The organism is Pseudomonas sp. xss_4 (genome assembly GCF_043104125.1).
In the GTDB taxonomy this organism is placed as follows: domain Bacteria; phylum Pseudomonadota; class Gammaproteobacteria; order Pseudomonadales; family Pseudomonadaceae; genus Aquipseudomonas; species Aquipseudomonas parafulva_B.
Genome location: NZ_JBICKJ010000089.1, coordinates 1 through 21,851 on the forward strand (window position 1 = coordinate 1; position 21,851 = coordinate 21,851).

The 21,851-nt window shown below is 64.6% G+C and carries 18 protein-coding genes; 1 reads left to right on the top strand and 17 read right to left on the bottom strand.

The genetic code is table 11. From position 1 onward, the window contains the following. Positions 1-52 precede the first annotated feature (52 nt). The 9 genes from ACF8GB_RS18400 to ACF8GB_RS18440 all read right to left on the bottom strand — a co-directional run bounded on the left by ACF8GB_RS18400 (position 53) and on the right by ACF8GB_RS18440 (position 10,381). Positions 53-1,645: an argininosuccinate lyase gene (locus ACF8GB_RS18400; protein ID WP_392527425.1), complete on the bottom strand. Its 1,593-nt coding sequence runs from the start codon at positions 1,643-1,645 to the stop codon at positions 53-55. Positions 1,646-1,792: 147 nt separating this feature from the next. After that, entirely contained in the window at positions 1,793-3,076 is a 1,284-nt protein-coding gene (gene dctM, locus ACF8GB_RS18405) for a C4-dicarboxylate TRAP transporter large permease protein DctM (RefSeq protein WP_196124365.1), read from the bottom strand. Next, on the bottom strand, positions 3,073-3,708 hold the full coding sequence (locus ACF8GB_RS18410; RefSeq protein ID WP_145253550.1) for a TRAP transporter small permease: 636 nt from the start codon (positions 3,706-3,708) through the stop codon (positions 3,073-3,075). Before ACF8GB_RS18410 ends, dctM begins: the two co-directional genes overlap by 4 nt. A gap of 63 nt (positions 3,709-3,771) precedes the next feature. Next, a complete protein-coding gene (locus tag ACF8GB_RS18415; RefSeq protein ID WP_058638410.1) occupies positions 3,772-4,770 on the bottom strand; it encodes a TRAP transporter substrate-binding protein in 999 nt (332 codons plus the stop codon). Positions 4,771-4,926: 156 nt separating this feature from the next. Continuing rightward, positions 4,927-5,754, bottom strand: a complete 828-nt coding sequence (locus tag ACF8GB_RS18420; RefSeq protein ID WP_197844418.1) for a CoA ester lyase — start codon at positions 5,752-5,754, stop codon at positions 4,927-4,929. 15 nt (positions 5,755-5,769) lie between these two features. Then, complete coding sequence (locus ACF8GB_RS18425; RefSeq protein ID WP_197844419.1) at positions 5,770-6,969, bottom strand: CaiB/BaiF CoA-transferase family protein; 1,200 nt, start codon at positions 6,967-6,969, stop codon at positions 5,770-5,772. A gap of 20 nt (positions 6,970-6,989) precedes the next feature. Next, on the bottom strand, positions 6,990-8,339 hold the full coding sequence (locus ACF8GB_RS18430) for an MmgE/PrpD family protein (protein ID WP_100850770.1): 1,350 nt from the start codon (positions 8,337-8,339) through the stop codon (positions 6,990-6,992). A 14-nt stretch (positions 8,340-8,353) separates the two neighbouring features. After that, positions 8,354-9,517: an acyl-CoA dehydrogenase family protein gene (locus tag ACF8GB_RS18435; RefSeq protein WP_392527428.1), complete on the bottom strand. Its 1,164-nt coding sequence runs from the start codon at positions 9,515-9,517 to the stop codon at positions 8,354-8,356. A 30-nt stretch (positions 9,518-9,547) separates the two neighbouring features. Next, complete coding sequence (locus ACF8GB_RS18440; protein WP_392527429.1) at positions 9,548-10,381, bottom strand: MaoC family dehydratase N-terminal domain-containing protein; 834 nt, start codon at positions 10,379-10,381, stop codon at positions 9,548-9,550. A 169-nt stretch (positions 10,382-10,550) separates the two neighbouring features. Here ACF8GB_RS18440 and ACF8GB_RS18445 point away from each other — a divergent pair, with 169 nt between their 5' ends. Beyond that, on the top strand, positions 10,551-11,438 hold the full coding sequence (locus ACF8GB_RS18445; protein WP_058605883.1) for a LysR substrate-binding domain-containing protein: 888 nt from the start codon (positions 10,551-10,553) through the stop codon (positions 11,436-11,438). A 388-nt stretch (positions 11,439-11,826) separates the two neighbouring features. Here ACF8GB_RS18445 and ACF8GB_RS18450 read toward each other — a convergent pair whose 3' ends face one another. The 8 genes from ACF8GB_RS18450 to gabP form a co-directional block, all read right to left on the bottom strand. Then, positions 11,827-14,220 (bottom strand): TonB-dependent siderophore receptor, encoded by a 2,394-nt coding sequence (locus ACF8GB_RS18450; RefSeq protein ID WP_392527431.1) that lies wholly within the window; start codon positions 14,218-14,220, stop codon positions 11,827-11,829. Positions 14,221-14,341: 121 nt separating this feature from the next. Continuing rightward, entirely contained in the window at positions 14,342-16,285 is a 1,944-nt protein-coding gene (locus tag ACF8GB_RS18455; protein ID WP_392527432.1) for a response regulator, read from the bottom strand. Next, positions 16,282-17,124, bottom strand: a complete 843-nt coding sequence (locus ACF8GB_RS18460) for a sensor histidine kinase KdpD (RefSeq protein WP_078477957.1) — start codon at positions 17,122-17,124, stop codon at positions 16,282-16,284. The genes ACF8GB_RS18455 and ACF8GB_RS18460 overlap by 4 nt, the downstream gene beginning before the upstream one ends. Next, positions 17,117-18,130, bottom strand: coding sequence for an ATP-binding protein (locus ACF8GB_RS18465; protein WP_392527454.1), 1,014 nt, complete (start codon positions 18,128-18,130; stop codon positions 17,117-17,119). Before ACF8GB_RS18465 ends, ACF8GB_RS18460 begins: the two co-directional genes overlap by 8 nt. Continuing rightward, positions 18,127-18,531 carry an anti-sigma regulatory factor gene (locus ACF8GB_RS18470; protein WP_058603627.1) on the bottom strand — a complete coding sequence of 135 codons (405 nt, stop codon included), beginning with the start codon at positions 18,529-18,531 and terminating at the stop codon, positions 18,127-18,129. Before ACF8GB_RS18470 ends, ACF8GB_RS18465 begins: the two co-directional genes overlap by 4 nt. Next, complete coding sequence (locus ACF8GB_RS18475) at positions 18,528-18,890, bottom strand: STAS domain-containing protein (RefSeq protein WP_058638419.1); 363 nt, start codon at positions 18,888-18,890, stop codon at positions 18,528-18,530. Before ACF8GB_RS18475 ends, ACF8GB_RS18470 begins: the two co-directional genes overlap by 4 nt. A 3-nt stretch (positions 18,891-18,893) precedes the next feature. Beyond that, positions 18,894-19,745 carry an STAS domain-containing protein gene (locus ACF8GB_RS18480; protein WP_392475441.1) on the bottom strand — a complete coding sequence of 284 codons (852 nt, stop codon included), beginning with the start codon at positions 19,743-19,745 and terminating at the stop codon, positions 18,894-18,896. A 606-nt stretch (positions 19,746-20,351) separates the two neighbouring features. Next, positions 20,352-21,743, bottom strand: a complete 1,392-nt coding sequence (gene gabP / locus ACF8GB_RS18485) for a GABA permease (protein ID WP_058638422.1) — start codon at positions 21,741-21,743, stop codon at positions 20,352-20,354. Positions 21,744-21,851 lie beyond the last annotated feature (108 nt).

Below are 21,851 nucleotides of genomic sequence, written 5' to 3' on the forward strand. Positions count from 1 at the left end.
TCGCGTGCTCCCGCCAAATCACCGAGTTATCGGCAAGCGCGCCCCTGCCAGATCACCGCCCCATCAACCCATCAAACGCCTTATCCAACCCCACATCCGCATCCACCAGCTTCTGCCGCCGCTGCTGCATCCACGTCTGATCCTCCTTCAACCGCGTCTGCGCCTCAGCCAACATGCGCCGCACTTCTTCAGGCTGTGGCCCGCCAGTGCCCTTGCGGCTTTGCACCATGGCGCGGGGGGACAGGCTGGCGCGGAAATCTGCTTCGCTCAGGGGCAGGGTGTTGTCCTTCCATTTGTATTTGTCCGCTGCCTGGGTGAACAACGCCTGCGCATCGGCGTAGGCGAAGTCTTTGGGCAAAGTGCCGTCGGCGCGGGCTTTTTCGACGATTAGCGAGGCGAAGCTGTGACCAATGCGGAAGGGGACGTGGTGCTTGCGCTCCAGGGTGTCGGCCAGCTCCATGGAGGTGGTCCAGTCGGCGTCCAGTTCTTCTTCGGCGCGGGCGGCGTTGATCTTCAGGGCGTCGAGCACCTGGTCCAGGCGCTTGAACATGTCGCCGGTAGAGCGGAACAGGCCCAGGTCGTCGAAGGCGGCCTTGTAGTCGGTCATGCCGGTGGTGACGTTGTGGGCGCGCAAGGTGGTGGCGTTGGCCAGGCCGACCACGTCGGAGGCGGCTTCGCGGGTGCGCATCAAGAGGCCGGGGTTGCGCTTTTGCGGCATGGCGCTGCTGGTGTAGGTGGCGCCTTCGTCGAGCAGCAGCCAGGGGCGGGTCTGGTGGTACTGGGTGTGGATGTCGCCGATGAAGGCGCCAATGCGGATGGCCGAGGACGAGACCAGGCCGGCGGCCTCCAGCGGGATGTCGTAGGTCGAGACTTGGCTTGCGTCCAGCGAGTTCTCGCGCACGCCGTCAAAGCCCAGCAGCTGGGCCAGGCGCTCGCGGTTGATGGGGTAGCCGGAGTTGGCCAGCACGGCGGTGCCCATGGGGCTGAGGTTCAGGCGGGCGTACAGCTCGTGCAGGCGCTGGGCGTCGCGCTCGAACGAGGCCTCGTAGGCCAGCAGGTAATGGGCATAGCTGATGGGCATGGCTTGTACGCCGTTGGTGTAGGCCGGCACTAGGGTGTCGACGTGCTGGGCAGCCAGCGTGAGCAGGCGCTGGCGGGTGGCGTCCAGGGCGTCGCCATAGGCCAGCACGTGGTTGCGCAGCGAGGCCAGGCGGTAGGTGGCGTACATGTCCTGGCGGCTGCGGCCCGAGTGAATCAGCGAGGCCTCGGGGCCGACTTTGTCGGTGATGATCTGCTCCAGTTGCAGCACATCGCTGGGGCGCTTGCCGTCTGACTGGGTGGCCTGGTCGATGGCGTGGCGTACGCCGCCTGCGATGGTGGCAGCCTGTTCGGCGGTGACGATGCCGGCTTCCTTGAGCATCACCAGCGAGGCTTTGTTGATGCGGTTGAGGTAGTCGAACTGGGTTTCGCCGTGGCGCTGGCCATCGGGGGTCTTTTCCACGAAGGCGCCGATCTTGCGGGCCTGTTCGGCGCACTCGGCGGTGGTCTTGCACGGGTTGTCGGCAGTGTTGGCGGCGTGGGCTGCGGGGCTGGTGAGCCAGGCGCAGGCGATGGCAAGGCAAAGCAGTGATCTTGTTGTTGTCATGGTGGGTCCGCTCGGGGCTTGTGGAGGGCTGGCGGGCTGGTGGCACCCTGGAGGGTCAACCTACACCCCTGCCCCCCTGGCCGAAAGTGAAACCACCGCCGGGTAGGCGGTGGCGTCGGTGCACTGGCGGGTTGATCGAGCCGCCGGTCAGGGCATGCCGAGAAACTCCGGCAGCGCCAGGGAGATGTACGGCACATAGGTGACCAGAATCAGGAACAGCAACAGAATCGACAGCCACGGCAGCGCTGCGCGAATGGTCTGGCCCAGTGTCAGGCCTGTCACGGCACTGGTCACGAACAGGTTCAGCCCCACCGGCGGGTGAACCAGTCCGATCTCCATGTTCACCACCATCACGATGCCCAGGTGGATCGGGTCGATGCCCAGTTCCATGGCGATGGGGAAGAAGATCGGCGCCAGAATCAGGATGATCGCCGACGGCTCCATGAAGCTGCCGGCAATCAGCAGCACCACGTTGACCATGATCAGGAAGCCGATGGGCGTCAGGCCTTCGGAGAGCACCCACTGGGTGATCTGCTGCGGGATCTGCTCGGTGGTCAGCACATGGGCGAACAGCATGGCGTTGGCGATGATGAACAGCAGCATGATGGTCAGCCGCCCAGACTCCAGCAGCACCTTGGGGCACTCGCGCCAGGTCATGTCCTTGTACACGAACAGGGCGATGAACGCCGAGTACACCGCCGCCACCGCTGCTGCTTCGGTGGGGGTGAACATGCCGCTGTAGATGCCGCCCAGAATGATCACCAGCAGCAACAGGCCCCAGAAGGCCCGCCGCGCAGCCGTCAGCCACTCGCGAAAGCTGGCACGTGGCTGGGCAGGCAGTTTCTTGACCCGCGCCACGATGTAGATGGCGATCATCAGGAACACGCCCAGCAAAATCCCAGGGATCACGCCGGCCATGAACAGCTTGCCCACGGAGGTCTCGGTTGCGGCCGAATACACCACCATCACGATCGACGGCGGGATCAGGATGCCCAGGGTACCGGCGTTGCAGATGATCCCGGCGCCGAATTCCTTCGGGTAGCCCGAGCGCACCATGCCGGCCACGGCAATCGAGCCCACCGCCGCCACCGTGGCCGGCGAGGAGCCGGACAGCGCGGCGAACAGCATGCACGCCAGCACGGCGGCAATGGCCAGGCCACCGCGAATGTGCCCCACGCAGGCGTTGGCGAAGTCGATCAGCCGCTGCGCCACGCCGCCGGTGGTCATGAAGGCGCCGGACAGCAGGAAGAACGGAATGGCCAAAAAGGTGTAGCTGTCGGAGGTCTCGAACAGCTTGATCGCCAGCGAACTGAGCGAATCCTGGCTAAACAGCAGGATCGACACCGCCCCCGACAGGCCCAGGGAAATGGCGATGGGCACGCCCAGGAACATGAAGATGAACAGCAGCAGGAACAGGCAGATAACGGTCATCGCGGCGACTCCTCACCGGGGTTGGCCAGCTTGCTCGCCTCGGCCGCTTCGTCGGCCAGGCCCAGGTTGGTCTGGCGGTGGGTGTAGATGCGGTAGAGGATTTCCAGGTAGCGCACGATGATCAGTGCAAAGCCAAAGGGCACGATCATCGCGATGTGACCGATCTTGATGCCGTAGCGGTCCAGGTCTTCGGCGCCGATGCCGGCGGCCAGCACGGCGCTGACCCACTTGATGCTGGCGACCAGGAACAGCCCGGCATAGGCCAGGCAGCAGGCGCAGGCGAGCATGGCCAGCACGCGCTGCACCGGCTTGCGGGTGCGCCTGACCAGCACATCGACCCCAAGGTGCCCGGCGGTGCGCACGCCATAGGCGATGCCGAAGAAGATCAGCCAGCCGAACAAGGCCTTGGTCAGGGCGATGCTCCAGGTCATTTCCTGGGCGTAGCCCATCAGGTGGTCGCCAATGTTCAACAGCGGCTCGCTGGCGAAGGTCCAGCGGTCGCTCAAGTTGTAGAACATCGTGTAGAGGTTGTTCAGTGCCACGTAGATGAAGGTGATGAGGGTCATGGCCGCCAGGAGAAAGGCGATCATGCCTTCCTCGAAGCGCTCCCAGACGCGCCGTAACGTTTGCATGGGCATTCTCCGCGCACAATGAGGCTGAGCCGCCCACGCAGGGGCGGCTGCAAGCAGAACGGATCAGGAAGCGGTGTTGGCGTCCTGGGCGGCCTTGATCAGGTCAGCGCCGATCTGGCCTTCGAACTTGTCCCACACCGGACGCATGGCTTTGCGCCATTCATCACGCTGCTCAGGGGTGAGCGCATCGACCTCGCTGGTCTTGGCGTCGATGATCTTCTGCCGCGAAGCCTGGTTCAGCGCCTCGGCCTGCTTGTTCACCTCGACGGTGACCTTGTCCATGATGCCCTGCAGTTCGGTGCGCACGTCTTCAGGCAGGCCGTTCCAGAACTTGGCGTTGGTGATCACCATGTAGTCGATCAGGCCATGGTCGGTCTCGGTGAAGAACGGCTGCACTTCGTTGACCTTCTGGCTTTCGTAGTTCGACCAGGTGTTCTCGGTGCCGTTGACGGTACCGGTCTGCAAGCCTTGGTACACCTCGGCAAAGCTCATCTTGCGCGGGTTGGCGCGCACGGCCTTGAACTGCTCTTCCAGCACGCTGGAGGCCTGCACCCGAAACTTCAGGCCGCGGGCGTCCTTGGGCAGCAAGATCTTCTTGTTGGCCGACAGTTGCTTCAGGCCGTTGTGCCAGTAGGCCAGGCCGCGAATGCCCTTGTCCTCCATGGAGGTGAGCAGTGCCTTGCCTTTAGGGCCTTGCTGGAAGCGGTCGACCGCCGCCAGGTTGTCGAACAGAAACGGCAGGTCGAAGATTTGCACCTGCTTGTTGTAGTGCTCGAACTTGGCCAGCGAGGGCGCCAGCATCTGCACGTCGCCCAGCAGCAGCGCTTCCATTTCCTTGCCGTCGCCGAACAGCGACGAGTTGGGGTAGACCTCGACCTTGACCTTGCCCTTGAGCTTGTCATCGGCCTCCACGAGTTTCTGGAACATGAGCGCGCCCTGGCCTTTGGGCGTGCTGTCGGCCACCACATGGGCAAACTTGATGATGACCGGGTCCGCGGCGTAGGCGAACGAGGTCAGGGAGACGGCGGCGGCGCAGAACAGCGCCTGGGTCAGCTTCAACATGGGTTTCACCTGTTATTGTTGTTGGTAAGGTCAGCAGGGAAGCGTAGCCAAGGGTACGGTGGCCCAGTATAGGTGTTTGGGGAATCTGCTTTTGTGTAAGCCTGCGTTCGGCAAACCCGAACGCAAGCCATCGCGAGACGGCCGTAACTATAGCCACTAGCTATCATGGGCCAATGCCAGCAGACGCTGCGCACGCAACACCACCGGCGCATCGACCATCTGCCCATCCAGCTGGAAAGCCCCTGCTCCGCCTGCCGCTGCGCTGCCCTCGATCACGCGGTGCGCCCAGGCCAGTTCGTGCTCACTGGGTTGCAAGGCCTCATGAATCACCGACACCTGGCTTGGGTGAATGCACAACGCCCCGCCGTAGCCCATGTCGTAGGCATGGCGCATGGCCTCGCGCTGCCCCTGCGGGTCGCGGATCGCTGGAAACACGCCGTCCAGCGGTGGCGCCAGATCAGCCCCTCGGGATTGCAACTGCACGGCCATGCGGGCCTGGTCGATGAAGCGTTGGCCTGCCGGGCTGTCGGTGTTAAGGCAAAGGTCCAGCGCCAGGTCCAGGCTGCCGAACGAAAGGCGTTCGACACCCTCGGCGCCCGCGATACGCTCAAGGGCCAACAGCCCCTTGGCGGACTCGATGATCGGCACCACGGCCTTGCCCGTGCGGGCGGCGACCGCCACCTGTGCGGCGCTTTCGACCTTGGGCAGCAGCACCGTGGTCACGCCCAGGTGCTGCGCGCAAAACTGCAGGTCCTCGGCGTGGTTTGCGTGGCTGGGGGCATTGACCCTCACCCACACCCGGGCATCCAAGTGTTCGGCCAGAAAGCGCGCCAGGTGCTCGCGGGCCTGGGCCTTGAGCGGCTCTTCGACCGCGTCTTCGAAGTCCACGATCACGGCATCGGCACCGGCAGCCAAGGCCTTGGCGAAGCGCTCCGGGCGGCTACCGGGCACGAACAGGGCGGAGCGAACGATGGGGTACGGCATGCTTTTGCTCCTCTGCTAAACCACGCCTGCGCTGTTCAATTGCGCCTGCTGATCGTCGCCATACCCCAGCTCGGCCAGGATCGCGGCAGTGTGTTGGCCCAGTGCAGGCACCGGGTCCATGCGCGGGCTGAAGGCCGCGTTGCGCCCAGGCGGCAGCAGCGACGGCAGCTTGCCCGCCGGGCTGTCCACCTCGCGCCAACGGTCACGGGCCTGCAACTGAGGGTGCTGCCACACCCCTTGCATGTCGTTGACCCGGGCGTTGGCGATCTGCGCGCTTTCCAGGCGTGACACCACGTCTTCAAGGCTCAGCGCGGCAAAGCCCTCGACGATGATCTGACGCAGCGCATCGCGGTTCTCCGAGCGCCGGTAGTTGGCGCAGAAGCGCTCGTCGGTGGCCAATGCCGGGTCGAGCAAGACCTTCTCGCAGAACACCTGCCATTCACGCTCGTTCTGCAGGCCCAGCATGACCGTGCCGCCGTCGCCCGTGGGGAAGGGGCCGTAGGGGTAGATGGTGGAGTGGGAGGCACCGGCCCGCGGTGGCGGCGGTGCGCCGTTGTAGGCGTAGTACATGGGGTAGCCCATCCATTCCACCAGGCTTTCGAGCATGGACACGTCGATGCGACTGCCCACCCCGGTGCGGTCGCGCAGCAACAGGGCCGAGAGCACGCCGGTGTAGGCGTACATGCCAGCGGCGATGTCGGCCACCGAACACCCGGCCTTGGCCATCCCCTCCTCCCCTGGGCTGCCAGTGACCGACAAGAAGCCGCCCTCGCTCTGAATCAGCAGGTCGTAGGCTTTCTTCTTCTCGTACGGGCCACCTTCGCCGTAGCCGGAAATGTCGCACACGATCAGCCGTGGAAAGCGCGCGTGCAGTGCGTCGAACCCCAGGCCCATGCGCGCGGCGGCGCCGGGTGCGAGGTTCTGTACCAGCACGTCGGCCTTGGCCAACAGTGCTTCGAGAATGGCGTCGGCCTGGGGTTGTTTCAGGTCCAGGGTCAGGCTTTCCTTCGAGCGGTTGGTCCACACGAAATGGGACGCCAGGCCATCGACGCGCTGGTCGTAGCCACGGGCGAAATCACCGCTGCCGGGGCGTTCGACCTTGATCACGCGGGCGCCCAGGTCGGCCAGTTGGCGGGTGCAGAACGGCGCGGCAATGGCGTGTTCCAGGCTGACGACAGTGATGCCGTCCAGGGGGCGGGGGGCAGATACACTCATGGCAAGGTCCTGTGCGCAAGTTATGGCAGGTCGGCCAGCGAGCGGGTATCGCGCAGCTGCCAGACACGTTGAATCAAGGCACGGCCGTCGGCCGCACTGCGCTGCCCGGCGTAGGCCAGCAGGCGCTGGAACTTGTCCTCCAGTTCCGCGCGGGACAAGGTGTTGCCGGGGTCGCCCTTGGGTTCGTCGATGGCGGCGGTGAAGTGGCGCCCGTCCGTGCAGCGCACCTCCACCCGGCCCAGCCAGCGCGCCGGGTAGGCCGCATCCACTTCCGGGTCCAGTTGCATGCGCACCTTGTCGCGGAACGCGGCCACATCCGGATCGCTCAGGGCCAGGTCCCGGAATGTCAGCAACTGCGCGCTGCCATGCACGGCAATCAGGCCGAGCACCGTGCCCATGGAGAACTTGGCCTGGTGCACGCTGGTGGGTACTTTCACCCGGCCCAGCACATCGATAGCGCCTTGGTGCACGTGGGCGATCACGTCGGCGATGTCGCCGTGGCGCAGCCCTTCGCGCTGCATCAGTTCGAGCAAGGCATCGGCCGCCGGGTGGGTGTGGCGGCACGAGGCGTGGAACTTGAACGAGGTTTCGGCCAATGCCCAGCGGCTGCCCAGGCGGTCCGACAGGCGCGCCGGGTCGGCGTCGCTGGACATGCCGGCAGCCAGGCCCTGGTCGCCTTCCAGAATATTGCGCGCCCCGCTCAGGCCATCGGCGGTCAGGTAGGCCGCCAGCAGCCCGTCGGCAGCGGCCTTGGCGGTGTGCAGCTGTTTCGAATCGGCCGCATCGCGCAAGAACTCCCACAGCCCGGCCGCCTGCGTGCCGGCACTGCCCAGCACATGGATGAACTGGGCCTGGTCGAAGTCCATCAGCTTGCCCACCGCCACGGCGGCCGCCAGGGTGCCGACGGTGGCGGTGGTGTGGAAGATGCGGTAGTGCGAGCGGCCCATGAATTCGCCGATGCGAATGCCGGCCTCATAGCCGGCCACGGCGGCCAGCAGCAGGTCCGGCCCTGACTTGTCCAGGTCCTGCGCGGCGGCCAGGGCAGCGGAGAACACTACCGTGGCCGGGTGCAGCACCGAGCTGTTGTGCAAATCGTCCTGCTCCACCAGGTGGGACGCTGCGCCATTGACCAGCGCGGCGAAGTACGGCGAGGTGCCACGGCCGGTGCTCATCAATCGGGCTTTACCGGCAGGGGGCCCCATGCGCTCGGCGTAACGCTCGAACAGCGGCACCGGGTGCGCGCCCTGGCTGGCCAGGGCCGAGCCGAGCCAGTCGAGGAACAGGTCTTCGGTACGCGCCAGCACGGCGGGCGGGATGTCCTGGTAGCGCAGGTCGGCCAGGAAGGTGGCCAGTGCTTGGGTATCACGCATGGGCATGGCCTCCTTCAGAAGCTGCGCGGCAGCTCGAGCAGGTGCTCGGCCACGTACGACAGGATCAGGTTGGTGGAAATCGGCGCCACCTGGTACAGGCGGGTCTCGCGGAATTTGCGCTCCACGTCGTACTCGTTGGCGAAGCCGAAGCCGCCGTGGGTTTGCAGACAGGCGTTGGCCGCCTCCCACGAGGCCTTGGCCGCCAGGTACTTGGCCATGTTCGCGGCCGCACCGGCGTTGGCGCCGCTGTCGTACTCGGCGCAGGCCCGCCAGCGCATCAGGTCGGCCGCCTCCAGCTCGATGTGGGCTTCGGCGATGGGAAATTGCACACCCTGGTTCTGGCCGATCGGGCGGCCGAACACCACGCGGTCGCGGGCGTACTGGCTGGCCTTTCCGACGAACCAGCGCCCGTCACCGATGCACTCGGCAGCGATCAGCGTACGCTCGGCGTTCAAGCCGTCGAGGATGTAGCGAAACCCCTTGCCCTCCTCGCCGATCAGGCTGCTGGCCGGAATGCGCAGGTTGTCGAAGAACAGCTCGTTGGTTTCGTGGTTGACCATGTTAGCGATCGGCTGCACGGTCAGGCCGTTGCCAATGGCCGTGCGCAGGTCCACCAGGAAGATGGACATGCCTTCGGACTTGCGCGTGACCTGCGCCAGCGGCGTGGTACGTGCCAGCAGGATCATCAGGTCCGAATGCTGGATGCGCGAGATCCACACTTTCTGCCCGTTGATCACGTAATCGTCGCCCTCGCGCACGGCCGTGGTCTTGAGCTGCGTGGTGTCGGTGCCGGTGGTCGGCTCGGTCACGCCCATCGATTGCAGGCGCAGCTCGCCGCTGGCCAGCTTGGGCAGGTAATGACTTTTCTGTTCCTCACTGCCGTGGCGCAGCAAGGTGAACATGTTGTACATCTGCCCGTGGATGGTGCCGGAGTTGCCACCGCAGTGGTTCACTTCCTCGAGTATCACCGACGCCTCGGCCAGGCCCAGCCCTGAACCGCCATAGGCCTCGGGAATCATGGCCGACAGCCAGCCGGCGTCGGTCATGGCTTTGACGAAGGCTTCCGGGAAGGCCTTCTGCTCGTCCAGGGTGCGCCAGTATTCGGCCGGAAATTCGGCGCACAAGGCGCGCACGCCTTCGCGGATGGCGTTGAGGTCATCGCTGTCGTAGCTGTGCATGGCAGGCTTCTCTACGGTGCTGAAAAGGGGTCAGTCGAAGGTGACGTCGGCGCTTTGCGCCACGCCGGCGGCATTGCCAGCCCACAGGCGCGCCTGGCCTGGGCCGTCGAGGCAGCCGCTGAGTTCGAAGGGCGTGGGCAGGGTCAGCGGGCGCAGGCTGCGGTAGCTGTAGCGGCGCAGGCGGGCACCGGGGTTGGCGCGCAGAAAAGCCCGCAGGTTGAGCGTGGCGATCAGCGGGCCGTGCACCACCAGGTCCGGGTAGCCTTCGGTGGCGGTGACATAGGGGTAGTCGTAATGGATGCGGTGGCCGTTGAAGGTGACCGCCGAATAGCGAAACAGCAGGGTCGCGGTGGGCGTGACGGTTTCGCCCCAGGTGCCGGTTTCACAAGGCTCGCCCGTGCTCGCCTTGGGCGGGGTCGGCTCGCGGTAGACGATGTCCTGCTCTTCACGGATGCACAGCTGGTCGTGCTGGGTGTAGTCATGGCGCACGGTCACAAACAGCAAGGCGCCGCTGCGGCCGTGTTTCTCCTCGATGTGCAGGATGGTCGAGGTACGCTGCGCCTCGCCGCCGACCACCAGCGGGGTGATGAACTCGACCCGGCCACCGGCCCACATGCGGTTGCGGCCATCGGCCGGCGGCAAAAAGCCCCCGCGTGCCGGGTGCCCGTCGGTGCCCAGTTGCGCTTCGGGCACAGGGTCTTGAAAGAAGCACCAGGTCCACAGCGGCGGCAATGCCTCGCCGTGGGCCGGGGCGGTCTCGCCGAACGTCGCCGCGATGCGCTGCACCAGATTGCGGCTGAGCACATCCCAGGCTTGCTCGGTGCGGCCGAGCCACGGGCTGTAATCAAAGGGCGGAGTGGGCATGGGTGGGCCTCTGGAATTGTTGTTATGGCAGGCCACCTGCGGGCGCGTCATCGACGCTGCGCAGGCGACAGGGACGATCATGCGACCCTGTCGCGCATTCTGTGAATTTGCATTTCCATAACCCGGCGTTCATAAATACCGAACGCCTTCCCGACTCCAGGACTTGCCCATGCACTTCGATCTGGCTGATTTGCGCCTGTTCATCCACATCGGCGAATCCCCCAGCCTGACCCAGGGCGCCCGCCGCGCGCACCTGTCCCCGGCCGCCGCCAGTGCACGCATCAAGGCACTCGAAGCGCAGCTCGACACCCGCCTGCTGTACCGCGACAGCCGCGGCGTCGAACTGACCCCGGCCGGGCACACGCTGCTGACCCACGCACGTCTGGTGATGCGCCAGGTCGATTACCTGAAGGCGGAGTTCACCCAGTTCGGCGGCGATTCGGCGGGGCATATCCGCATCTTTGCCAACACCACGGCGGTGACCGAGTTCCTGCCCGAGGTACTGGCAGGCTTTCTGGCGCAACGGCCGGGGGTCACGGTCGACCTGCAGGAACGCCTGTCCCGCGACATTGTGCGAGGCGTGCTCGATGGCAGCACCGACATGGGCATCATCGCCGGCCCTGTGGAGGCCAGCGGCCTGCAGGTGATGCACTTCAGCACCGACCGGCTGGTGCTGATCGTGCCCACCGGCCACGAGCTGGCCAGCCGCCGCCAGGTGACGTTGAAACAGACCCTGGCCTACCAGCACATCGGGCTGCACGACGGCAGCACCCTGCTGACCTTTCTGCGCGACCAGGTCGAGCGCATGGGTGAAACCCTGGCCCTGCGTATCCAGCTATCGGGCTTCGAAGCCATCTGCCGCATGGTCGAGGCCGGTGTGGGCATCGGCATCATTCCCGAGTCGTCCGCATCGCGTCACAGCCACACCATGAACCTGGTGACCATCGCCCTTGATGAACCCTGGGCCGAGCGCGAACGCAGCATCCTTGTCCGGGAACTGGAGGCCCTGCCGGGAACGGTGCGCGCATTGATCAAGACGTTGATGCCTGGGAAGTAGGCAAACCATCCCGCACAGTGTCGCCCCCTGTTGGAGCGGCCTTGTGCCGCGATGGGCCGCAACGCGGCCCCGGTGATTTGTGATGCTGGCTGCAATCCTGGGGCCTCTGCGCGGCCCATCGCGGCCGGTCCGGCGCCCCGGCAAGGCCGCTCCAACAGGGGATCATTCAAGCCTTCAGAGGCGGCACAAGCTGGTTACTCTGCAGGTTCAGCGCGCAGCTCAAGATAGCGCAGTGTGGGAGCGGCCTTGTGCCGCGATGGGCCGCACAGCGGCCCTAGGATTGCAGCCGGGCATCAGATCCCAAGGCCTACCGCGCTGCCCATAACGCCTAACGCGCACAGGCTATCCATTGCAGCCCCCAAAGCCACCGCAATCCCCCAATAATCGCTTACCAGCTATAACTCACCCGCGCCGTCACCTCACGCCCAGGGTTGTAATAATCGGCCGTCCCCGAGCCCACCACGTGCTGTTCATCGAACAGGTTGCTCACGTTCACCGCAAGGTCAGTGCCCTTGGCGATCTGGTACTTGAAGGCCGCGTCGAACAACGTGGTCCCATCGCTCTTCTTGGTGTTGGCCGCATCCATGTAGTAAGCCCCCACGTACCGGGCACCCAGCCCGACACTCACGGCGGTCGCCGGAATATCGTAGTACGTCCACAGCGAAGCCGAATGCTTGGGCGCGGTGGCGAAGGCGTTGCCCTTGAGCGAAGAGCCGTCATACAGCGACCCGCGCTTCACGTCGGTGTCCATGTACGAATAAGCGCCAATCACGCTGATATCAGCCGTCACCTGGGCTTTGGCCTCCAGGTCCAGGCCGCGTGCGTGAGACTCACCGACGGTTTGCTGCTCGATGATGCCGCTGGGCAGTACCACAGCAATGGTGACGTTTTCCTGGGTCAGGTCATATACCGCAGCGGAGAACATCGCGTCCATGCCGATGGGCGAGTACTTCACGCCCACTTCGTACTGCTTGCCGGTTTGCGGAGTCACGCCCACCTGGGGTGGGGACACCGACTCCACCATGCTCACGTACGTCGACACTTCGTCATTGACGATGTAGGTGAGCGCAGCGCGATACGAGGTCTCCGACAAGTCGTCGCTCTGCTTGGCCGCCCCGCCCACGTACTCGGTGCTGGACAAGTCCATGGAGTCGTTGCGCACGCCAGCGGTGGCGATGACGCGGTCGTAGAACGACAGGTTCTGCTGCATGAACACGGCCTTGGTGGTCACGTCCTGCTTCTTGCGGCTGTAGGGCTCGATGCCACGCGGCACGCCGGTGAACACCGGGTTGGCGATGTCGATCGGGGTGGCCAGGCTGTAGACCGAGCGCTGCTTGGTCGAGGAGTCGAGGTACTCCACCCCCACCAGGGTGCTGCTGTCGATGTGCTCGAACTGCGCATCGTATTGCAGCATCAGGTTACCGTTGAGCTGGTCGGCGTCGCTGTCGGTGCCGAACACATAGCGCGGGATGGTCGTGCCAACGCGCGAAGGGCTGTCGCTCAAGTAGGCATAGCCGAAATCGTCGGTCAGTTCGCTGTAGCGCAGGTTGCCGCGCAATACGAAGCCGTTGTCGAAGTCGTGGGTGAGGTTGCCGGACAAGCTTGTGCGCTCCACATCGTGGAAGTTGTAGCCAGGCTCGCCGAAGAACTTGCTGCGGTCGTATTCCTTGTCCAGCGGGTAGCCACCGCTGTTGGGCGAGCTGTTGGTCTTCAGGTAGTCCAGCACCACGGTGGCCGAGGTGAAGTCGCTCGGTGCCCAGGTCAGCCCGCCCATCACCAGGCGGCTGTCGTCGCGGGAGTGGTCGTACTCACGGTCGCTGTCCTGCAGCTTGGCCGTGAAGCGCCCTGCCACTGTACCGCCTTCGTTGAGCACATCGCCCACGTCGATGCCGGTCTCGGCATGGTCGTACGAACCGTAGGTCACATAGCCCTGGCCGAAACGTTCGAACCGCGGCTGCTTGGTCACGAAGTTGACCGAGCCACCCGGGTCGGCGGGGCCGAACAGGGTGGAGTTGGCGCCGCGAATGATCTCGATACGCTCGTAGGCGTACGGGTCTTCGCGCACGCCACGCATGGAGCTGAGCGTCAGGCCGTCACGGTAGGTGGTGGCCTGGAAGCCGCGAATCTGGAAGTAGTCGTTACGGTCGTCCGACCCATAGAAGTCGCTGATCACCCCAGGAGTGTACTGCAGCGCCTCTTCGGTGGTGCTGACGCTGCGCTGTTCCATCTCCTTGCGAGTCACCACCGACACCGAAGCCGGGGTATTGAGGATGCTGGTGGCGACCTTGCCCCCTACCCATAGCTCCTTGGCCACAACCGAGTTGATGTCGTCGTCGGCGCTGGCCTTGACCTTGGCATTGACGATCACCGGGGCCAGGCGGTAGTCCTCGGTGGCGCCCAGCTCCAGGGGGCCGGTGGACTTGGGCTGGGGCAGCAGCAAGTAGGCGTTGGGGCCTTGCTGTTCCGATTGCAGGTCACTGCCCTGCAACAGCGCAGACAAGGCCGCGGTGGTACCCAGCGAGCCCTGGACGCCCGGCGTTGTCCGGTTGGCCACGCTTTGCGCGTCGTACGACAGGCTGATGCCGGCTTCCCGGGCAAAACGATCGAGCGCTGGCGCCAGCGGGCCTGCCGGAATGTTCCACTGCTTGAGCGGGCTGCTGCTGTCAGTGGCCGCAGGCTGGGCCAGGGCTGGCAGAACATGGCTGCCGACCACCAGCCCGAACAGGGCGCCACGCAGGGCTCGGTTCAGGGGGTGGCGCGGTGAAACCGGGGTAGAACTCATTCTCTCGCTCCGTAGCGTGTCGGCGGGCGGCCTGTATTCCGGCCTTCCCTACCTGCCGAACGAGAATGAGAAAACACCTCATTTATTTTCAGATTAATTAACTTCGATTGTAGGTTGCTTCCTACGCCTTACGGATAGCCTGCTTCACTTTGCGCAGCAGCTCACCCATGCGGAAGGGCTTGATCAGCATGTCCATGCCATCGCCGAGAAACGCCTGCCGGTCCAGCGCGGCATCGGCATACCCGGTCATGAACAGCACGGGCAGGTCGGGCCTGTAACCACGGGCAAGGTCAGCCAGCTCCCGGCCGCTGAGCGTGGGTAGACCAACGTCGGTCAGCATCAGGTCCAGGCTCGGGTCGTCGCGCAGGTATTCCAGCGCCTGGTCGGTGGTCGAGGCCAGTGTGCAGTGGTAGCCGGCATCGGCCAGCGCTTCGGCCACCGACAGCCGCACCGACGCCATGTCCTCGACGATCAGCACATGCTCGCCGTTTCCTTGCAGGTCGAGCCCACGCTCGCGCACCACGGGCACGGCTGCCTGTGCGCTGGCCGGCAGCATCAGCGCCACTTCAGTGCCCTGCCCCATCACGCTGCTGAGCATCACGTGGCCGCTGGACTGGCGGGCGAAGCCGTAGATGGTCGACAGCCCAAGGCCGGTGCCCTGGCCGACGGGTTTGGTGGTGAAGAACGGGTCGAATACCTTGTCCAGCAACTCAGGTTCGATGCCGGTGCCGTTGTCGCGCACGCTGACCATCACATAGGGGCCGTCGGCCAGGTTGGGGTTTTCCTGGGACCAGATGGCAGCCGTGTCCAGCCAGATCCGCCCGCCCTTGGGCAGCGCGTCACGGGCGTTGATCACCAGGTTGAGCACCGCGCTTTCCAGCTGCACCGGGTCGACAAGGGCGATGACCGGTTGGGTGGAGAGGTTCAGAGTCAGCGTGATGCGCTCGCCAATGGTGCGGGTCAGCAGTTCTTCGAGCGAGCGCACGTGGCGGTTGACATCCACCGGCCGGGTATCCAGGGGTTGCTGGCGAGCGAAGGCCAGCAACCGATGGGTTAGCGATGCCGCGCTATTGGCCGAGCTGAGCGCAGCTTCGGCATAGCGCGGCACTTTGTCGATGCGGTGCTCGGCCACCCGTTTGCAGATCAGTTCGAGGCTGGTGATGATGCCAGTCAGCAGGTTGTTGAAGTCGTGGGCGATGCCGCCGGTCAAGCTGCCCAGTGCCTCCATTTTTTGCAGTTGCACCAGCTGCGCCTCGGTGCGTTCGCGCACGGCCACTTCGTGGGCCAGCTGGCTGGTGGCGTCGTCCAGCCGGGCTAGGTGCGAGCGTTCGCGGTGACGGTGCTCGGTGATGTCCTCGACGAACACCAGGCACAAACCTGGCGCCTGATACGGCGAAAGCTGCCACTCGGTCTCGCGTACATGGCCATGCACCTGCATGCTCAAGGTGCCCTGCCAGCGCTCGCCGGCCATCAGGTGCTCGCGCAGGCTGGCCAGTGCCGCTTCCTGCCCATCGGCAAAGCATTCGTGCAGCTGCTCGGGGTGGAGGTTGTCCTGGATCAGGTAGCTGAATGCCTGGTTGCATTCGTGCACCTTCAGCTGGGCGTCCATCACGGCAATCGGCGCCGACACGCTGGTGAATATCTCGCGAAAGCTTGCCTCGCTCTGGCGCAGTGCGCGCTCGGTGTCGCGCACGCGCAGCAAGGTGCGCAGGGTGGCCAGCAGCACGTCCGGGTCGACGGGGTGAATCAGGTAGGCGTCGGCACCGGCGTTCAGCCCGGTAATGATGTCGCCACTCTGGATCGAAGCGGCCGACACATGAATCACCGGCAGCAGGGCCGTGCGTGGGTCCTGACGCAGCAGCCGGACAATGTCGAAGCCACTCATGTCCGGCAGGTTCACGTCCAGGATCAAGGCGTCGATCTGGCTGTCGCGGATCAGCGCCAGGCCCTCGCCGCCCGTGCCGGCCTCCAGTACCTGGTACCCGTGCACCGCCAACCGCCTGCGCATGGCATAGCGGGTGGCAACGTTGTCATCGACGATCAGCAAGCGCACATCGGCATTCATTCAGCGCTCTCCGGAGCGAGGGCAAGGGGGATCACCACGAAGAAGCAGGAGCCGACGCCCGGCTCGCTCTCAACGCCCACATGACCACCCAACAGCTCGGCAAAGCGTTTGCACAGCGACAGGCCCAGGCCCGTACCGCGCAGGCGCTTTTGCAGCGGCGAGTCCACCTGGGCAAAGTCTTCGAACAGGGTGCCCAGCAGTTCCGGTGCGATGCCGATACCCGTATCGCTCACGGCAAAACGGATACTGTCATCGCCTTCCAGGCAGGCGGAAATACGCACTTCGCCCTGGGAGGTGAACTTCAGGGCATTGGAAATGAAGTTGCGCAGGATCTGCGCCAGCTTCTTGTCATCGGTGTACAGCCGCGGCAGGCCGGCATGCTCTTCGAAGATGAGGTCCACGGCCGAGGCATCGACAATGGGCCTGAACATGCCTCGCAGGGCGGCGAACAGGTCGAACATGTCGAACCAGGCCGGCGAAATGGTGATGCGGCCGGCTTCGATCTTGGCAAGGTCCAGCAGGTCGTCGACCATGTCGGACAGCTCGCGGGTAGCGGTGCTGATGAACGTGACCTGACGGTGCTGTTCGGCCGACAACGGCCCGTCGAGCTCGTCGGTCAGCAGGCCGGTGATGCTCAAGATCGAGCCCAGCGGCGTGCGAAATTCATGGCTCATGTAGGACAGGAAGCGGCTCTTGAGGTCCGAGGCCTGGCGCAGGTGCTCGGCCTGGGTATCGAGCTCGGCATACAGCGCCAGCACGCCCTGGTTGGTTTCATCCAGCTCGGCGCGCAAGGCGTCGTTCTCGGCTTGCAGGCGGGCAATCATGGCAGCATCAGACATTGAGCAACTCCAGGTCGATGACAAGTACGGTGACATCGTCACGGCCGCGGCAAAAGTCGCGATGCAGCACGGCAGCGATCACGGCCGGATGGCGGTGCACCAGGCCAGGGTAATCCTTGAGGTTCCACCGGGACTGCAGGCCATCGCTGTACATGATCAACACATTTCCGTTCAGATCAGCGTAGTCGAACACTTGGGTTTTTCTGAATTGCCCGCCAACAATGCCGGGCATCGACGCCAGGCCTCGCGATTGGCTGCCATTGACCAGGCTCGCGCCGATGTTACCAATGCCGGTGAAGCTCAGCCGTGCATTGCAGCCATCGTAGTACGCCAGGGCCACGGCGCCACCGCGCGTGCCCGCCATCGCCTGGTGCATGGCCAAAAGTTGTTGTTGCGGGTGGGCGAACGGTGCCTGTGCAAACACGGCCGCACCCGCCTGGGCTGCCGCTTCGGCTTCGCTGCCATGCCCCAGCCCGTCGATCACCAGGGCGCTCACGTGCTGCCCGTCGAAGGCCAGGTGCCAGGTGTCGCCGCAGGCCGGGTCGCCATTGAGGGCATGCTGGCTGACGCCGAAGCGCAGGTCAGTGCCTGGGTCACCCTGGGCATACAACCGCGCCAGGACCACAGCTCCCCGAGTATCGGCATAAACGTCGAAGACTTGAGCCTGGCGGGCGATGGCGCCCATGCCAATGCCTTGGGTGCCTGCTGACGAATAGCCGTCGGCCAGGCAGGCTTGGGCATCGAACCCATGGGCGCGATCGAGGGTGAGCACCTCGATGCCAAACCTGCCGTCACCGCGCGGCAGCGCACGCAGATGCAGCTCGCCGTGCCCGGCATGCTTGAGCACGTTGGTGCACAGTTCGGTCACCACCAGCGCGACACGTCCGGCGTCCGTTTCGTCATGCCCGTGGGCCTGTGCGAGCTTTTGCGCGATCCGTCGAGCGTGGCCAACGTCACTGGCATCAGCCAACGGTACGACGCAGGTCTGGCTCGCGGCGATGCTCACGCCCATCGAGTGATCGTCACGCGAGTACCCTGGCCAGGCGCGGTGTCCAACTCGAACTCATCCACCAGGCGCCGTGCCCCGGTCAAGCCCAGGCCCATGCCACCGCCCGAGGTCCAGCCGTCGGTCAACGCCAGGCCGATATCGGGAATGCCAGGGCCTTCGTCACGGAAATGCAGGCGCAGGCCCACCCGACCGAAGTCCTCCAGAACCTGCCAGTCCATATCGCCGCCACGGCCATAGACCACGGTGTTGCGGGCCAGCTCGCTGACGGCGGTGACCAGCTTGGTCAGGTCAACCAGGCGCATACCGCACTCGCCCGCCAGCTTGCGGGCCAGTTGGCGGGCAAGCACCACATCCTGCTCGATGCGCACCGGCAGGCTACCGCTGTCGCGCACGTTCATTTGCGGGCCACACGCTGACGCAGCACGTGCATACCGCGCTCCACATTCAAGGCCGTACTCACGCCAGGCAACGTCAACCCCAGCTCCACCAGGGTGATGGCCACGGCCGGCTGCATGCCGACCACCATGGTTTCGGCGTCCATGATGCGCGACAGGCCCGAGATGCTGGCGATCATCCGTCCGATGAACGAGTCGACCATGTCCAGCGCCGAGATGTCGATGAGTACGCCACGGGCGGAGGTGCTGCTGATGCGGTCGGTCAGGTCTTCCTGCAGGGTGAGGGCCAGTTGGTCATGCATGTCCACCTGGATGGTCACCAGCAGAAATTCCCCCATCTGCAGGATCGGGATACGCTCCATGGCTCAGGCTCGCTGGCCGAGGTCGCTGCCCACACGGGTCAGGGCCAGCTTCAGGGCGTCGGCCAGGTTGGCCTTGGTGGTCAGGGTGCCAAGGTCCAGGCCCAGGTGCACGATGGTCTGAGCGATCTGCGGACGAATGCCGCTGATGATGCAATCGGCGCCCATCAGGCGAATGGCCGTCACGGTCTTGAGCAGGTGCTGCGCCACCAGGGTGTCCACGGTGGGCACGCCCGTAATGTCGATGATGGCGATTTCCGAACCAGTGTCGACGATGCGCTGCAGCAGCGACTCCATGACAGTCTGGCTGCGCTGGGAGTCCAGGGTGCCGATCAGTGGCAATGCCAGCACACCGTCCCACAGCTTGACCACGGGCGTGGACAGCTCCAGCAGTTCTTCCTGCTGGCGGCGGATGACGTTTTCACGGCTCGCCTGGTACGTGCGCATGGTGTGCATGCCCATGCTGTCGAGCAGCTCGGACACGCGCCAGAGTTCCTCGGCAAGCGTGGCCGGGTCGTCGCCGTAGTGCGATTGCAGCAAAGCGAACAGCGGACGCTTCAGGGCGTAGATGAAGTACACGGTCTGGTGGGAGTCATGGCCCATCTGCGCGCGCGATAACGACAGCTTTTCGAGGAACCGGCGCACGGCCTCCCAATCGGCGGCTGCCAGGTTGGCGCCGCCTGGGCCCTTGAAGCCTTGCACCAGCAGTTGCAGAAACTCGCGGGTTTCCTGGGCCAGCACCTGCTCCTTGACATTGCGCGTGGCACCGTTGGCTTCCAGGCCTGCTATCCATTGGGTCAACAGCTGTTCCTGGTTGTTTTCGACCGCGTCCAACGTACTGCTCTGCAGTGCTGCCATGTATCTGAGCTCCTGTGGTGAAAGCGGGCACTTTCACACTATGACCGGTTTTTTTTGAGTGACAGTTACTGGCCGGAATAGTTGTCCGGGTGGCGCATTTAATTGCATTAGGCCATCGGATGGTAGCCCATTGCGCAAAGAAATTTGACAGGTTGGATCAAGGGCAAGTGGGCGGCATCGGCAAGGATGACCTGGGGAATTTCCATCATTCGGTGGAGGGGTAGGCCAGCGGGTGTGTGCTCGGCCAGCTTGGCCGGGCCATTGAATGCGCGGGGGTGGGTGCGCTACGACCCACCGCCAGCAACAAGACTCCACTGGCCAGGTATACGCTCGGTGAGTGCACACGCTCGGCCGAGGATATTGGCGTCGCGGCGCATATTGCCGGGGCTGCTTTGCAGCCCATCGCGGCACAAGGACCGCTCCTACTTGGATGGGTGTCTGCCTTCGGGCTGGCGCGAGCCGGTTGCTGCGTAGCGAAAGGTTGCACGGTATTTGTGGGAGCGGCCCTCGTGCCGCGATGGGCCGCAAAGCGGCCCCAGCACCATGAGTTGCGAAGCTGAAACCCTAGAGCCGCTTCGCAGCCCGAAGGTTCCAGCAAAGCTCATCTCAACCCAACGACCGCGCCCCCATCGGCTGCGCATGACCGCGTGTCGTCACAATGCCCAGGAAGGAAATCATGATCGCAAGCCCCAGCGTGGCGCTCACCTCCGCCCGGTGCTCGGGCGTGTACATCATCACCGCCAAGGCCAGGGCAATGAAGATGATCACCGCCCAGGTCAACCAGGGGAACAGCCACATGCGGAACTTGAGCTCGGTATTCTCCCGCTCAAGACGGCGGCGCATGCGCAGCTGGGAGATGGCGATGACCATGTACACCAGCAGCGCGATGGCGCCTGAGCTTGCCAGCAGGAACTCGAACACGCCCTTGGGTGCAAAGTAGTTGAGCACGGCGATGAACGCACCGATCAGGGTGCTGCCGAACACCGCAGCGCGTGGTACGCCGACTTTGGACGTGTGCTTGAGCATTGCCGGCGCATCGCCGCGCTTGGCCAGCGAGTACATCATGCGCGAGGCGATGTAGATCGAGGAGTTCATGCAGCTGGTGACCGCCACCAGCACCACCAGGTCGACCAGCAAGGCCGCGTTGGGGATGTTCATGATTTCCAGTGCACGCTGGTACGAGCCCACCACAGCCAGCTGCGGGTCATTCCACGGCACCACGGAAATGATCACGAAGATGGAGAGGATGTAGAAGGTGCTGATGCGCCAGATCACCGAGCGGGTGGCCTTGGCGATGTTGCGCGACGGGTCGCTGGACTCCGACGCTGCGATGGTCACCGCCTCAGTGCCGATGAAGCTGAACATCACAGTGATGAACGCCCCCACCACCGCGGCCCAGCCCTTGGGCGCGAAACCACCGTGGTCGGCCATCAACCCACTCAGGCCGCTGACTTCGCGGTTGGGCAGCCACCCCATTAGCGCCGCGAACCCGAGGCTGATGAAGGCAAGGATCGCGGTCACTTTGAGGATGGCGAACCAGAACTCGAACTCACCGTACTTGGCCACGCTGAACAGGTTGGTACCTGCCAGCAGCAACACCGACGCCAGGGCGAATATCCAGCTGTCTATCTGCGGGAACCAGGCATTGAGCACATGCCCTGCCGCGAGGGCTTCGATGGGGATGACCAGCACCCAGAACCACCAGTACAACCAGCCGATGGTGTAGCCGGCCCAGCGACCGATGGCCTGGTCGGCGTAGGTGGAGAAGGAACCGGTATCGGGGTGCGCGACGGCCATTTCGCCGAGCATGCGCATGACCAGGACGACCAAGGTCCCGGCCACGAAATAGGAGATTATGGTAGCCGGGCCGGCTGCCGCAATGGCGTGGCCCGAGCCGACGAAAAGTCCGGCGCCGATGATGCCGGCGATGGACAGCATCGTTACATGACGTGGCTTGAAACCTTGTGCAAGGTTGCCATCAGATCCCACGGTGTTCATGGATGTTGTTCTCTTTTTGCTGACACAAGGATGGACGGGCAGGCGTAGGCGAAAATAGCTCCTTGAAGGGTTCAGGTCGACAGGTTGCTTGCGCTCTGTTGTTGATCT

What these genes read in the sequence shown, in the direction of transcription:
- ACF8GB_RS18420 (WP_197844418.1), bottom strand. Translation starts at nt 5,754, where the DNA reads ATGCCGTACCCCATCGTTCGCTCCGCCCTGTTCGTGCCCGGTAGCCGC.
- ACF8GB_RS18480 (WP_392475441.1), bottom strand. Translation starts at nt 19,745, where the DNA reads ATGGCAGCACTGCAGAGCAGTACGTTGGACGCGGTCGAAAACAACCAG.
- ACF8GB_RS18470 (WP_058603627.1), bottom strand. Translation starts at nt 18,531, where the DNA reads ATGAACGTGCGCGACAGCGGTAGCCTGCCGGTGCGCATCGAGCAGGAT.
- ACF8GB_RS18460 (WP_078477957.1), bottom strand. Translation starts at nt 17,124, where the DNA reads ATGTCTGATGCTGCCATGATTGCCCGCCTGCAAGCCGAGAACGACGCC.
- ACF8GB_RS18475 (WP_058638419.1), bottom strand. Translation starts at nt 18,890, where the DNA reads ATGGAGCGTATCCCGATCCTGCAGATGGGGGAATTTCTGCTGGTGACC.
- ACF8GB_RS18435 (WP_392527428.1), bottom strand. Translation starts at nt 9,517, where the DNA reads ATGCACAGCTACGACAGCGATGACCTCAACGCCATCCGCGAAGGCGTG.
- gabP (WP_058638422.1), bottom strand. Translation starts at nt 21,743, where the DNA reads ATGAACACCGTGGGATCTGATGGCAACCTTGCACAAGGTTTCAAGCCA.
- ACF8GB_RS18440 (WP_392527429.1), bottom strand. Translation starts at nt 10,381, where the DNA reads ATGCCCACTCCGCCCTTTGATTACAGCCCGTGGCTCGGCCGCACCGAG.
- ACF8GB_RS18400 (WP_392527425.1), bottom strand. Translation starts at nt 1,645, where the DNA reads ATGACAACAACAAGATCACTGCTTTGCCTTGCCATCGCCTGCGCCTGG.
- ACF8GB_RS18455 (WP_392527432.1), bottom strand. Translation starts at nt 16,285, where the DNA reads ATGAATGCCGATGTGCGCTTGCTGATCGTCGATGACAACGTTGCCACC.
- ACF8GB_RS18425 (WP_197844419.1), bottom strand. Translation starts at nt 6,969, where the DNA reads ATGAGTGTATCTGCCCCCCGCCCCCTGGACGGCATCACTGTCGTCAGC.
- dctM (WP_196124365.1), bottom strand. Translation starts at nt 3,076, where the DNA reads ATGACCGTTATCTGCCTGTTCCTGCTGCTGTTCATCTTCATGTTCCTG.
- ACF8GB_RS18430 (WP_100850770.1), bottom strand. Translation starts at nt 8,339, where the DNA reads ATGCGTGATACCCAAGCACTGGCCACCTTCCTGGCCGACCTGCGCTAC.
- ACF8GB_RS18415 (WP_058638410.1), bottom strand. Translation starts at nt 4,770, where the DNA reads ATGTTGAAGCTGACCCAGGCGCTGTTCTGCGCCGCCGCCGTCTCCCTG.
- ACF8GB_RS18445 (WP_058605883.1), top strand. Translation starts at nt 10,551, where the DNA reads ATGCACTTCGATCTGGCTGATTTGCGCCTGTTCATCCACATCGGCGAA.
- ACF8GB_RS18450 (WP_392527431.1), bottom strand. Translation starts at nt 14,220, where the DNA reads ATGAGTTCTACCCCGGTTTCACCGCGCCACCCCCTGAACCGAGCCCTG.
- ACF8GB_RS18410 (WP_145253550.1), bottom strand. Translation starts at nt 3,708, where the DNA reads ATGCAAACGTTACGGCGCGTCTGGGAGCGCTTCGAGGAAGGCATGATC.